Origin of the sequence: Pedobacter jejuensis (assembly GCF_003725795.1) — a bacterium.
Classification (GTDB): Bacteria; Bacteroidota; Bacteroidia; order Sphingobacteriales; family Sphingobacteriaceae; genus Pedobacter; species Pedobacter jejuensis.
The window spans coordinates 95,872-108,616 of the sequence record NZ_RBEE01000045.1 but is presented as its reverse complement, the minus strand read 5'-3'; the positions used below and the strand labels follow the sequence as shown (position 1 = coordinate 108,616).

The window sequence follows — 12,745 nt, the reverse complement described above, 5'->3', positions numbered from 1 at the left end:
TCGCCTATTAACAAATGGATAGTAAACAGAAACAGTGATTTGCCAAAATTTTAAATACTAAAAAAGTATATAAATATCTTAAACCTCATAGTGTTTTTACTATGAGGTTTAAAAAGCTAAATCAAAATAAGAATCTATTTTTTCTTATGTCTGTTTTTTCTTAAACGTTTTTTACGTTTGTGCGTAGCCATTTTATGTCTTTTTCTTTTTTTACCGCTTGGCATAATTTTTAGTTTTAAATGTTTTTATTAATCCGTTAATTAATTTTTATTCTTTAGTTCAGCCACTTTTTTATCAATAAATGATGCCAAAGTTGGGTCTGCTGCTAATTTTTTACTGTTTAAATAAGCTTCAATAGCTTCTTTGTTTTTGTCTAAATTTTCTAAAGCCGTACCTAAATAAAAGTAAGCTTCGGGCGTTGGAGCTGTAGCAATCACCGTATTGAAACGAGGAATTGCCTTGTCAAACTGACCCGATTTTATAGAGAATAAGCCAAGATTCATATTTGCCTTTATGTTTTTAGGTTCTTTTGCTACAACTTCGAGCAACATTGCAATACCTTGCATTGGTGCACCTAAGCCATTAACAATCGTAACACCTAAGCCAGTTTTGGCATCTATGTTTTCTTTATCTAACGCTAATGCTTTTGTAAAAGATGTATTGGCTTTCTGCAATAAAGCAGGTTGTGCTAAACTATCTTGCGTACTTTCAAAAGCTTTTAAAAATTTGTTACCAGATGCCAACCAGTTTTTTGATGATGGTTTTGCTTCTGCAACAACTTCTAAATAAAGTGCTGATGGAGTTAATTGTTCAACGTCATCCCATTTCTGAGCTAACTGTTGCGCAAGTTCAACTTTTTCGGCACCTGTTGCATCTTTATACTTGTTTTCAAGTGCAGCAATATCAGTTACTAAACTTTTATTTATTGCACTCTTAGCAGCTTCAGATGTTGTTTGGATATTTAAACCTGAAGAAACTGATGCCGATTCTGATACCTGACCAGGAGCTGCTGTTTTGCCATTTTCTTCAGTAGGTTTTACTAAACCTTTAATATCTCTTGTAAACAGAAAGGCAACAAGCAATAAAATCGCTCCGATAATGATGGTTTGTTTTAATCTGATGCTACTGTTCACGTGTATGGATTTAAGCTTCTACTTGTATTTTTTTGCTGTTGTTTTTCACTTTATCTACAAATACTTTTGCAGGTTTAAAGCTTGGAACAAAATGCTCAGGGATAATTATTGCAGTGTTTTTAGAGATATTTCTAGCCGTTTTTTGAGCTCTCTTTTTAACAACAAAGCTTCCGAAGCCTCTAACATATACATTTTCGCCGCCAATCATGCTAGTTTTGATAACCTTGAAGAATGCCTCAACTGTTTCCTGCACATCAACCTTCTCAATTCCGGTTTTTGTTGATATTTCTGAAATAATATCTGCCTTAGTCATATTTTATTATTTATTATATATTGTGTATTTAATTATCAGTGTTTTGGGGTTGCAAAAGTATTGCTTTTTAATGAGATAGGGAAATAAAAGATGATTTTTTTATTTGTCGCTATATCAGGCTATTGCAAGTTTTTTTTTAAACAAATAATTACACCGTTATTTGCAGCAATGACATTCCAATTCGAACTTATAAACTGGTATCAGGCAAATAAAAGAGATTTACCCTGGCGACATACAACTGATGCATACACCATCTGGCTATCTGAAATAATTTTACAGCAAACGAGGGTAGAACAAGGTTTGCCTTATTTTAACAGTTTTCTAAGTAATTTTCCTACAGTTAATGATTTTGCAAATGCAACTGAGGCTAAAGTGCTTAAATTATGGCAAGGTTTAGGTTATTATTCTCGTGGTAGAAACATGCATGCAACAGCGCAAATTGTTATGAATAATTACAATGGCGTTTTCCCAACACTTCATGATGATTTGATTAAACTAAAAGGTGTGGGCGAATATACCGCAGCAGCAATATCATCTTTTTCATCTGGCGAAGCAAGAGCAGTAGTTGATGGAAATGTTTTTAGGGTTTTAGCAAGGTATTACGGAATTGATACGGCTATAAATTCTCAAGAAGGTAAAAAGCAGTTTTTTAAATTGGCTAATGAGATGCTTTACAAAGAAGATCCTGCTTTGTATAACCAGGCGATAATGGAGTTTGGTGCCATTCAATGTAAACCAAAATCTCCAGATTGTGGGATTTGTCCGCTAAGATTAGATTGCTTTGCTTACAATAATTCTGTTGTAAATCAATTGCCTGTAAAGCTTGCAAAGGCAGAAAAAAAACATAGATATTTTAATTATTTTGTTTGTGTTGAAGATGATAAAATCTTAGTAAGAGAAAGACAGGCAAAAGATATTTGGCAACATCTCTACGATTTTCCATGTATAGAAACCGAAATGAATTGCACAGTCATGGATGGAGATTTTCGCACTGCAATTAAAAATCAATTTGGCGATAGTACTGAAATTACTTTTATCAGCTATAAAAAGCACTTATTAACACACCAAATTATCCATGTACAGTTTTTTGGTTTAAAAAATTATATATTTAACTTTAGTAAACAAAAGGAACTTAATTGGGTTCTTTTAAATACATTGGATGAATTACCTCAACCAAACGTGATAAGAAATTTTATTGATGAGAATTTCTAAGCGCTAAAAAAGGAGTAACTAACCTTTGATGAAGTATTGATCACCGTTTATAAAAAACTAACCAAAAAAAATATTTTATGTCTGGGATTAACAAAGTTATTTTAGTTGGGCACCTGGGTAAAGATCCAGAAGTGCGCCACTTAGATGGAGGCGTTACCGTAGCAAGCTTCCCTTTAGCTACATCAGAAACGTATAACAAAGATGGTAAACGTGTTGAACAAACCGAATGGCATAACATAGTTTTATGGAGAGGTTTGGCTGAAGTTGCATCAAAATACCTGCAAAAGGGTAAACTTGTATATATTGAAGGGAAATTAAGAACCAGATCTTTTGAAGATAAGGAGAAGGTTAAAAAATATGTTACTGAAATTGTAGCTGAAAATTTCACCATGCTTGGCCGAAAAAGTGATTTCGAGCCGGGTCAACCTGTAAATCATGTTCAAAATAACGAATCGAAGATTGAAGATGAATTTACCATACAGCCTAATGATGTGAATGGCGATTTGCCATTTTAGTTAAATAGAATACATTTAAACAGAAAGAGCCACGATATTTCCGTGGCTCTTTCTGTTTAAAATAATTATTCTACTGTAACCGATTTAGCTAAGTTTCTAGGCTGATCTACGTTACAGCCTCTCATTACAGCGATATGGTATGATAAAAGTTGCAATGGAATAGTGGCTAATAACGGCAAAAAAGCTTCATCAGCATCTGGAATTTCGATGCAGTAATCGGCCATTTTCTTTACCTCTGTATCACCTTTGGTAACAATTGCAATAACTTTCCCTTTACGTGCTTTAACTTCTTGTATGTTGCTAATTACCTTCTCATATGATGAATTTTGTGTAGCTATGAAAACAACAGGCATTTCTTCGTCAATTAAGGCAATAGGTCCGTGTTTCATTTCTGCTGCCGGATAACCTTCTGCGTGAATGTACGATATCTCCTTAAGCTTTAAAGCACCTTCCAACGCAACTGGAAAACCACTACCTCTACCTAAAAATAAACAGTTTCTAGAGTCTTTAATTTTTGCAGCAACTTCTTTTATAATATCATTTGATTCCAGTGCAATCTGAATTTTATCAGGAATGCTATCAAGTTCTGTTAATAAACTAATTAATTTAGACTGCGTGATGGTTCCTTTTTGTTGAGCCATGTAAAACGCCATCAAAGTTAAAACCGTTACTTGTGCCGTAAATGCTTTTGTTGATGCTACGCCAATTTCTGGTCCGGCGTGGGTGTAAACACCTGCATGACTCAACCTTGGTATAGATGCACCTGCAACATTACAAATACCGAAAATGGTAGCGCCTCGCTCTTTTGCCATTTCAATCGCTGCCATTGTATCTGCAGTTTCTCCCGATTGTGATATGGCAATCACCACATCTTTCTCGGTAATGATTGGATTGCGGTACCTAAATTCAGAAGCATATTCTACCTCAACCGGAATACGGGCATATTCTTCAATTAAATATTCACCAACTAAGCCTGCGTGCCATGAAGTTCCACATGCAACAATAATAATGCGATCAATATTTTTTAGTTTCTCTACAAATTCTTTTATGCCACCCAATTGCACTTTGCCTTCTTCCGGGTAAATACGACCACGCATACAATCTCTGATGGATCTTGGCTGTTCGTAAATCTCTTTCAACATAAAATGGTCGAAGCCGCCTTTTTCCAACATCTCTAGCTTCAACTCTAATTCTTGAATTAAAGGTGATTGAACAACATTATCTAAGCGCTTAACCAATAAATCATCTTTAGTAACTAAGGCAATCTCATGGTCGTTAAGATAAATTACGTTTTTAGTATATTCAATTATTGGTGTCGCATCAGAAGCAATAAAGTATTCGCCTTTACCTACACCAATAACCATCGGACTACCTTTTCTAGCTGCAATAAGTTGATCAGGATTTTCTCTATCCATTATTACAATTGCATAAGCACCAGTAACCTCTTTTAATGCCAATCGAACAGCTTCAAGCAAATCAGTTTGCTCAATTTTTTGAATTTCTTCTATTAAATGAATGAGAACTTCGGTATCTGTATCACTTTTAAATTCGTGGCCACGGGAAATAAGTTCTTCTTTTAGTGTGGCGTAGTTTTCAATAATTCCATTGTGAATGATGGAAAGTTTATTGTTATTTGAAGTATGTGGATGCGAATTACGATCAGAAGGAACGCCATGCGTAGCCCATCGGGTATGACCCATAGCAATTGTACCAGTTTTATCCTGACTTTCCGCAAATTCTTCGAGTGCTGCAACTTTACCAACTTTTTTGTAAATGTTCTGACCTCCTTCATTTATAATGGCTATACCAGCACTATCGTAACCTCTATATTCTAATCTTTTAAGTCCTTTTAAAACAATTGGCCATGCTTCTCTATAGCCAATATAACCTACTATTCCACACATATATTAATTTTATTTTGACCAAATATAATAAACAAACGTTTGTTTAAACCAAACATGAATATTTTAAACAAAAAAGTTCATAAAAAAACCCGCTTGGTGATGCCAAACGGGTTTACATATATTGTAGTGTTATTAATTAACCTTCGTATAATAAATATTCAGTTTCAATCGGTTTGTTGTGTTACCAAATGAACCAATAACAGCTCTTGCTGCAGATGAACCCGAAGGACCAAGATCGAACGGTGTGGCAAGAAAATTAGTTGGTGCTAAAAATGTACCGTAGTCAACTTTGGCTCCATCAATCAAATCTTGTACATATGCTGAAACGTTAAACACATATCTGTTTTTAAGTGAATCGTAATAGCCACCAAACTCAGCATCACCTTTAGCTCTGGTATCTCCAGCATTAGTCGCACCAGTTGATGTTGTTCCTTGCTGATCGTGATCAGGAACGTTTACATTTTGTTCTGCAATATCCCAGCGGTAAAGCGACAATCTTTGCGGAGCATTAAATGGATAAGCAAAAGTCCCTGAACTTAAATCAACCACCAATTCTGCTTTGTTAACAATAGCTTTTCCGTAGGTAGCTGTAAAGTTTTTAAGGTTAGGGAATGAAATTTTTGTTTTAACACCACCTAAAGCCTGCAAGTATGTTATACCGTATTGCGTCGGACTGGTAGTAGAACCGGGATTATCCAATTGAGTTTTAACAGCTGTGCCGGTATAATCATGTTTAATGTTAGCTGTTACAATCTGCCCCGTAGTTGTATTAATAGGGAAGTTTTTAAACAAAGTATCTATAACATTAGATGTACTCGTGGTTTTATAAACCAATTGTAAATATGAGTTTGTGCCAGCAAAATCTAAAAATGCTACACCTCCTGTACCAGTTGATGATGTTTTGTTTACTTCAGCATATAAACCTTTAAAATACTGAGCAAACTTATCATTTGTAGATGTTCCAGTAGTGGGTAAGCTCAAAATGTTACTTTGTATAAAAGCTTTATTTAAAGGAATTCGAATTTGAGCTTTAACCGTTTTAAGTGTGTCTTTACCACCTTTAACAATATCAGTTATTTTAATTGGCGTAGTAGGAAAAATTCTACTGTTAAAATTTCCTAAAAGTGTTGCGCTATGGGGTATAGCATCAGAAGCTTTATATTTTGCAATTGGCGCTGTTAATTGATAAACATCTATACTGTATCTTGAAGAAGTTGTATCTCCATAGAACTGAGTGCCAAGGTTTAAAACCAAAACTGCTGAATCTAAAGTTGCAGATGTAAAATCAAGATTTAGTTCAGACGGCCAAACTGTCATACCCACACTTGCTTCAGTTTTACCAAAAACAGGGTCGGTAATGTAGCCTAGTGGATATTGACTTAGCGTAGAAGTAATAAAATCAGGCTCTTTAACCGTTTGAGAAGTAACCAGCTGATCGTTTACCAAAGTACCTTGTATAACCGAATTTGGGTCAACATCTAAGCCAACACCATTGGGGTTTTTACATGATGCAAAAAGAAAAAGACCTATCAACAGGGTTAATAAGTCTTGTTTTGTAAATTTCATATTTAAAATAATAATACCTAATTAAGCAACAGAAACCAATTCTTCATTCGAGATTTCTTCATAAAATGAGTAGAAGTTTTCGAAATTATCGGTTAAGTTATAAGCTAAAGTTGGCTTATTGGAATCTTTAACAAATTTTAACAGATCTTTATCTAAGTTTTCATCTGCTAAAACTACTGCGTCTGAGTGTGTTATCGCTCCAACATGTAAGCTATTTACATCTGCGGGTTCAAATGCTTTTGTATCGTCTTCTGTCATGTTAGCCATAACAGCTTTTTTATAGAAGTTAGCATTTAAAGTTTCAGTAAAACCACCTTCGTAAACAGAATACACAACTTTCGAGTTTTTGAAAGTTGGGTCGTTTTTGTAGGTTGTTTTAATGTAAGCAGGTACTAATGAACTCATCCAGCCGTGGCAGTGAACGATATCCGGTGCCCAACCCAATTTTTTAACGGTTTCTAATGCACCTTTACAGAAAAAGATAGTACGTTCGTCATTGTCATCAAAGAATTTTCCGCTTGCATCAGCAAAAACCTGTTTGCGTTGGAAATACTCTTCATTATCCAGGAAATAAACCTGCATACGTGCAGCCGGAATAGAAGCCACTTTAATGATTAAAGGGTTATCGTTGTCATCAATTATGATGTTCATTCCAGATAAGCGTATTACTTCGTGTAAACGATTTCTTCTCTCGTTAATGTTACCAAACTTTGGCATCAAGATGCGGATTTCGAATCCTTTTTCTTGCATAGCCTGTGGCAATTGGCGAGTAATTTCAGAAATTTTAGTAAGCTCGAGGAAAGGCGACATCTCGTGTGTAACAATCAGCAGCTTCGTTTTTGCCATCTCCATATTCAAAGAAAAAATTAAGTTAATTAAAAGATAATGAGCTGCAAAGATAAGAATAATAATACTATTTATCAATATCGACGGCATTTGTTTGGTTTCGTTTAGATTAATTTACACCTTTACCCCCTCAACTCATATCGTTAAGTTTGGAAGTATTAAAAACCAAAGCAGCGCTTAAAGCTTATTTAAAACCACTAAAAGCAGCGGGTAAAAAAATTGCTCTTGTACCCACAATGGGTGCTTTGCACAATGGCCATATTTCATTAATTAAATTGGCGCAAGAAAATGCAGATGTTATTATCTGTAGCATTTTCGTAAATCCAACACAGTTTACCGATCCGAAAGACCTCGAAAAATATCCCCGCCCAATTGAGCACGACTTGGCTATGCTTGATGAAGCTGGTTGCAATGCCGTATTTATGCCAAACGTAGAGGAGATGTATCCGGCTGGCGGAGATGAAAATTGGCATATCGATTTAGGTAATGCAGAATTTTTATTGGAAGGTGCATTTAGAAAAGGTCATTACCAAGGTGTAACTCAAATTGTAAAAAAACTTTTTGATGCAGTAGAACCCGATGTTGCCATGTTTGGGCAGAAAGATTACCAGCAGGTTTTAATGATTAAAAATATGCTTGAGCATTTCAAACTGCCGATAAACATCATCACTTGTCCAATTATTAGAGAAGATGATGGCTTGGCCATGAGCAGCAGAAACATTCATTTATCCGAAACGGATAGAAAAAATGCACTTGTATTAAGTAAATCGTTACAATTTGTTGTTGATAATTTTAATTCTTTTCCGCTAAGTGAATTGGAACAACAAGCAAAATCATTTTATGATGGTATTGAGGGTGTTGAATTGGATTACTTTACAATTGCTAATGGTGATACGTTACAGGCTGCAGCATCCAAAACAGAGCATAAATTGGTTGCTTTAGTTGCCGCAAAAGTTGGTGCTACGAGGCTGATAGATAATATGATTATTAAATAAATGAACGAATTTTGATTGAGTGAATGATTGAATGTTTAACTATTCTCTAATTTCAACATTCAATCATTCACTAATTCATTATAACTTTATTGCTAACTTTGCCAAATGATTATCACGATATTAAAATCTAAAATACACCGTGTTAAAGTAACACAAGCCGAACTGAATTATGTGGGCAGTATTACGATTGATGAAGATTTAATGGATGCAGCCAACATTATTGCTAATGAAAAGGTGCAGATTGTTAACAATAATAACGGTGCCCGTTTCGAAACCTATGTTATAAAGGGAGAAAGAGGTACTGGAACCATTTGTTTAAATGGCGCAACTGCTCGTTTGGCACAACTTGGTGATGTACTTATTATAATGTCTTACGGTGCTTTGCCAATTGATGAAGCCAAAAAATACAATCCGATACTTGTTTTTCCTGATGATAATAATCATTTGCTAAAATAAAACAACTTGATGTTGAACCTTAAATCGGTACTAAAATACCTTGTCCTTTTTGCAATTGGAATAGGTATTTTGTATTTCGCATTTAGCGGGCAGGATTTAGAAAAGATTTGGGAAGAAATTAAGAACGCAAATTTTCTTTGGGTTGTGTTTTCGGCCATTTCAGTATGGATAGCTCATGTTCTTCGTGCGCTACGATGGCGTATGCTATATCAATCTATAAATTACAAGGTTACTTTTTGGCATACTTATCATGCTGTAATAATTGGCTATCTGGCTAATCTGGTACTTCCACGTTTTGGCGAAATCGGTCGCTGTTCGGTTATGTTAAAATCAGAAAAGGTGCCCATGTTTGCCTCCATTGGCACTGTAATTACCGAAAGGTTGTTTGATATATTTATGCTGCTTTTATCAGCATTCCTGATGTTGCTTTGTCAATACGATTTGGTTTCCGATTTTCTTTTCAAAACCATTTACGTTAATGTTGTTGCTAAAATCCACTCGATAAATTATTTCTGGTCGATTTTACTAATCGTACTGTCGCTCAGTCTCATTGCCGCCGCCATATATTTTATAAGACAGGCACTAAATAAAAAATTTTTAAGGGTTTACGTTGGTTTAAAACAAGGATTCAATTCTTATAGCAACTTAAAAAACAAATCGCTTTTTATCGCTTACACATTAGGGATATGGTTTTTCTATTGGCTCTCCATGTATTTAGCGTTCTCGGCAATTCAGATTACTTCAGGTTTAGGCTTTAATGTTGCTTTTACTGCCCTTGTATTTTCAAGTTTTGCCATGGTTGCACCTGTTCAAGGTGGTATTGGGGTTTTTCATTGGATGGTTGCTCAAGCGCTAGTGCTATATGCTATTCCTTTTAAAGATGGATTGGCTTATGCAACCATCCTGCATTCGTCACAATTTTTACTTACCATAATATTGGGTTGCTTAAGTTTAATTTTTGTGATTTCTAAAAAGTAAAAAAGCTAATTACATCCAAATCATATTAGCAAGAATGGACTGGTTCGCAATGAAGGCATTCTGCTTTACCGAGTAAATTACAAAATAAATACTATGCAGCCATAGTATTTTCGAACAATAAATACTACTTTTGATATACTAACCTTTTATACATAAATGTTATGCATTTCGAATTAAGTGAAGAACAGATAATGATTCAGCAAGCTGCCAGAGATTTTGCTAATCAGGAGTTAAAACCTGGTGTTATCGAGCGAGACGAACATCAGAAATTTCCCACCGAACAAATTAAAAAGCTTGGAGAGCTTGGGTTTTTAGGAATGATGGTTTCTGAAAAATATAATGGAAGCGGATTGGATGCAATTTCATATGTGTTGGTAATGGAAGAGCTTTCCAAAATCGATGCTTCAGCATCTGTTGTTGTTTCTGTTAATAACTCCCTGGTTTGCTATGGTTTAGAGGCTTATGGAAGTGAGGCGCAAAAAGAGAAATACCTTAAACCTCTGGCTTCTGGCGAAAAAATTGGTGCTTTTTGTTTATCAGAACCAGAAGCTGGATCTGATGCAACCTCTCAAAGCACAACAGCCGAAGATAAAGGCGATTATTATCTGCTCAATGGAACAAAAAACTGGATTACTAATGGGAGTTCTGCTTCAACTTATTTGGTTATAGCACAAACCCATCCTGAGTTAAGGCATAAAGGCATTAATGCTTTTATTGTTGAAAAAGGTATGGAAGGATTTACGATTGGTCCGAAAGAAAATAAATTAGGAATTCGTGGTTCTGATACGCACTCATTAATGTTTAACGATGTGAAAGTACCAAAAGAGAATAGAATAGGTGAAGACGGATTTGGCTTTAAGTTCGCAATGAAAACTTTAGAAGGTGGTAGAATTGGAATTGCTGCACAAGCATTAGGTATTGCCCAAGGTGCTTTCGAATTGGCAACACAATATGCTAAAGCCAGAAAATCTTTCGGAAAACCAATTTCAGAACACCAGGCAATTGCTTTTAAATTAGCAGACATGGCAACGCAAATCGAAGCTGCCAGGTTATTGGTATATAAAGCCGCATGGTTAAAAGATCAAGGTTTACCTTATACACAGGCTGGTTCTATGGCTAAACTATTTGCATCAAAAGTAGCTATGGATGTTACTATAGAAGCAGTTCAAGTTCACGGAGGTTACGGTTTTGTGAAAGAGTACCATGTAGAACGTTTAATGCGTGATGCGAAAATTACGCAGATTTACGAGGGCACTTCTGAAATACAGAAAATGGTAATTTCTAGGGAAGTTATCAGGTAGTTTTCAGTTGGCAATTTTCAGTTGGCAGTTCAAAAAGCCAACTGAAAACTTAGAACCGAAAAGCAATCAGTTGGATTTATATTGCCAACTGATTACTAAAAACTGTAAACTGAATTATTCTTTATCTCCAGCAATTGCACCAAAAATTGCTTTAATCAGCGCTACTACAATCGCTAAAAATGCGGCTGCAAAAAATCCTGTAGTATTAAATGATGTCATCATGCTATCAACCAATAAAATCATTAGTACTGTAATGATGAATGACATTAACCCTAACGTTAGAAAATTTACCGGAAAAGTTAATAATCTTAAAATGAATCCAATTGTAGCATTCGCCAATGCAATTAATACAGCTGCAATAATTGCACTTCCATAACCATCTACAGTTACACCCGGAACCAGTTTCGCACCGATAAAAACGGCTAATCCCATCAAAAGGATTTCAATAATTAATCTCATAATGTTTAATTTAGTAAAATGTTTAAATCTGTTAAATATTTGTTTGTTTTTGTTGTTGCAATAAATATAGCTTCCTGTAAGAGTAAAAACAATAAGCCAACCATCAAGTTTTCTGCCGACAGCAGCTCAATCATAATTAAAAATATTGATGAAGCTAGTTTATTCGAAATTAAAAAAGTTTACCAGGCCAATCCAGATTCTGTCGATTTTATTTCGGTTTTATTAACACCGGGCGATACAGATAGTTTGCAGGATGAAATAAATATTTTAGGCAAGACAATTCTTAGCGGCGATTCTCTTATTTTTTCACCTCAAAAATCATTTTTAAAAAGTAAAAAATATTTGGTCGAAAGTTATATTGGTGTAGAATTCGCAAACGGAGGCAAGCTATTTAAAGGCACCATAAAACACAACTTAGAGCCGCAACAACAAACGCTAAAAAGATAGTCTTACGTGTAAATTCCTGTATTAGAGTTTGATTATTTCTAAAATTTATGTACATTTGCATCGTAATCGAAGAAAAGAGAAGGGGACAATGTCCCCTTTTTCTATGAAATCAGATTAAAATATGCAGGTAGAAAAGAGAGTTACAGCGCTCGTAGAAGAGAAAATTGCAGACAGACCAGAACTTTTTTTGGTTGAAGTAAAAATGTTGCCAAACAATAAATTAATTATTAATGTGGATGGCGATGAAGGTATAAGCATACAAGATTGTGTAGCCATTAGCAGGCATGTTGGTTTTCATTTAGAAGAAGAAAACACCATAGAACAAGCTTATAACTTAGAAGTTTCTTCTCCTGGTGTTGGTGAGCCATTAAAACTTATCCGCCAGTATAATAAAAACATTGGCCGTTCTATCAGCATTAAATTTGCAGGCGGACAAAAAAAAGAAGGTAAGCTTTTAGAGGTTACCGATAATAATATTCTGATTGAAGAATCAGTTAAAGAAAAAGGTAAAAAAGCGGTTTCAGTACAAACATCTGTTCCGTTTAATGATATATTAGAAACAAGTGTATTAATAAGTTTTAAGTAATACGATTTAGGAGCGAAACGAGATTACCTTGTAA

Annotated in this window: 14 protein-coding genes; 8 read left to right on the top strand and 6 right to left on the bottom strand. The window is 34.9% G+C overall.

Annotation, left to right across the window (positions count from 1 at the left end; all coding sequences use genetic code 11):
* Window positions 1–260: 260 nt before the first annotated feature.
* Together D7004_RS19690 and D7004_RS19685 are read right to left on the bottom strand one after the other, a co-directional pair.
* The gene (locus D7004_RS19690) at window positions 261–1,133 is read right to left on the bottom strand and encodes a tetratricopeptide repeat protein (RefSeq protein WP_123207538.1); all 873 of its coding nucleotides are present in this window, start codon (window positions 1,131–1,133) and stop codon (window positions 261–263) included.
* 10 nt (window positions 1,134–1,143) lie between these two features.
* The gene (locus D7004_RS19685) at window positions 1,144–1,446 is read right to left on the bottom strand and encodes an HU family DNA-binding protein (RefSeq protein WP_056093708.1); all 303 of its coding nucleotides are present in this window, start codon (window positions 1,444–1,446) and stop codon (window positions 1,144–1,146) included.
* Window positions 1,447–1,614: 168 nt separating this feature from the next.
* Here D7004_RS19685 and mutY point away from each other — a divergent pair, with 168 nt between their 5' ends.
* On the top strand, window positions 1,615–2,658 hold the full coding sequence (gene mutY, locus D7004_RS19680; protein ID WP_123207537.1) for an A/G-specific adenine glycosylase: 1,044 nt from the start codon (window positions 1,615–1,617) through the stop codon (window positions 2,656–2,658).
* A 77-nt stretch (window positions 2,659–2,735) separates the two neighbouring features.
* Window positions 2,736–3,173: a single-stranded DNA-binding protein gene (locus tag D7004_RS19675; RefSeq protein WP_123207536.1), complete on the top strand. Its 438-nt coding sequence runs from the start codon at window positions 2,736–2,738 to the stop codon at window positions 3,171–3,173.
* A 65-nt stretch (window positions 3,174–3,238) separates the two neighbouring features.
* Here D7004_RS19675 and glmS read toward each other — a convergent pair whose 3' ends face one another.
* From glmS to D7004_RS19660, 3 genes are all read right to left on the bottom strand, one after another.
* Window positions 3,239–5,077, bottom strand: coding sequence for a glutamine--fructose-6-phosphate transaminase (isomerizing) (glmS, locus tag D7004_RS19670; RefSeq protein WP_123207535.1), 1,839 nt, complete (start codon window positions 5,075–5,077; stop codon window positions 3,239–3,241).
* Between the two features lie 132 nt (window positions 5,078–5,209).
* On the bottom strand, window positions 5,210–6,643 hold the full coding sequence (locus tag D7004_RS19665) for a DUF4270 family protein (RefSeq protein ID WP_123207534.1): 1,434 nt from the start codon (window positions 6,641–6,643) through the stop codon (window positions 5,210–5,212).
* 21 nt (window positions 6,644–6,664) lie between these two features.
* Window positions 6,665–7,489, bottom strand: coding sequence for a glycogen/starch synthase (locus D7004_RS19660; RefSeq protein ID WP_244214390.1), 825 nt, complete (start codon window positions 7,487–7,489; stop codon window positions 6,665–6,667).
* A gap of 149 nt (window positions 7,490–7,638) precedes the next feature.
* Between D7004_RS19660 and panC the strand changes: the two genes are divergently transcribed.
* From panC to D7004_RS19640, 4 genes are all read left to right on the top strand, one after another.
* Window positions 7,639–8,484, top strand: coding sequence for a pantoate--beta-alanine ligase (gene panC, locus D7004_RS19655; protein WP_123207532.1), 846 nt, complete (start codon window positions 7,639–7,641; stop codon window positions 8,482–8,484).
* A gap of 105 nt (window positions 8,485–8,589) precedes the next feature.
* Entirely contained in the window at window positions 8,590–8,940 is a 351-nt protein-coding gene (gene panD, locus D7004_RS19650) for an aspartate 1-decarboxylase (RefSeq protein ID WP_123207531.1), read from the top strand.
* 9 nt (window positions 8,941–8,949) lie between these two features.
* Window positions 8,950–9,918: a lysylphosphatidylglycerol synthase transmembrane domain-containing protein gene (locus D7004_RS19645; RefSeq protein WP_123207530.1), complete on the top strand. Its 969-nt coding sequence runs from the start codon at window positions 8,950–8,952 to the stop codon at window positions 9,916–9,918.
* 161 nt (window positions 9,919–10,079) lie between these two features.
* On the top strand, window positions 10,080–11,219 hold the full coding sequence (locus D7004_RS19640) for an acyl-CoA dehydrogenase (RefSeq protein ID WP_123207529.1): 1,140 nt from the start codon (window positions 10,080–10,082) through the stop codon (window positions 11,217–11,219).
* Window positions 11,220–11,333: 114 nt separating this feature from the next.
* Here the strand turns inward: D7004_RS19640 and D7004_RS19635 are convergent, their stop codons facing one another.
* Entirely contained in the window at window positions 11,334–11,678 is a 345-nt protein-coding gene (locus tag D7004_RS19635; RefSeq protein ID WP_123207528.1) for a phage holin family protein, read from the bottom strand.
* Between the two features lie 18 nt (window positions 11,679–11,696).
* Here D7004_RS19635 and D7004_RS19630 point away from each other — a divergent pair, with 18 nt between their 5' ends.
* Together D7004_RS19630 and rimP are read left to right on the top strand one after the other, a co-directional pair.
* A complete protein-coding gene (locus tag D7004_RS19630) occupies window positions 11,697–12,125 on the top strand; it encodes a hypothetical protein (protein ID WP_123207527.1) in 429 nt (142 codons plus the stop codon).
* A 121-nt stretch (window positions 12,126–12,246) separates the two neighbouring features.
* Window positions 12,247–12,711, top strand: coding sequence for a ribosome assembly cofactor RimP (gene rimP / locus D7004_RS19625; RefSeq protein WP_123207526.1), 465 nt, complete (start codon window positions 12,247–12,249; stop codon window positions 12,709–12,711).
* The last annotated feature ends 34 nt before the right edge of the window (window positions 12,712–12,745 follow it).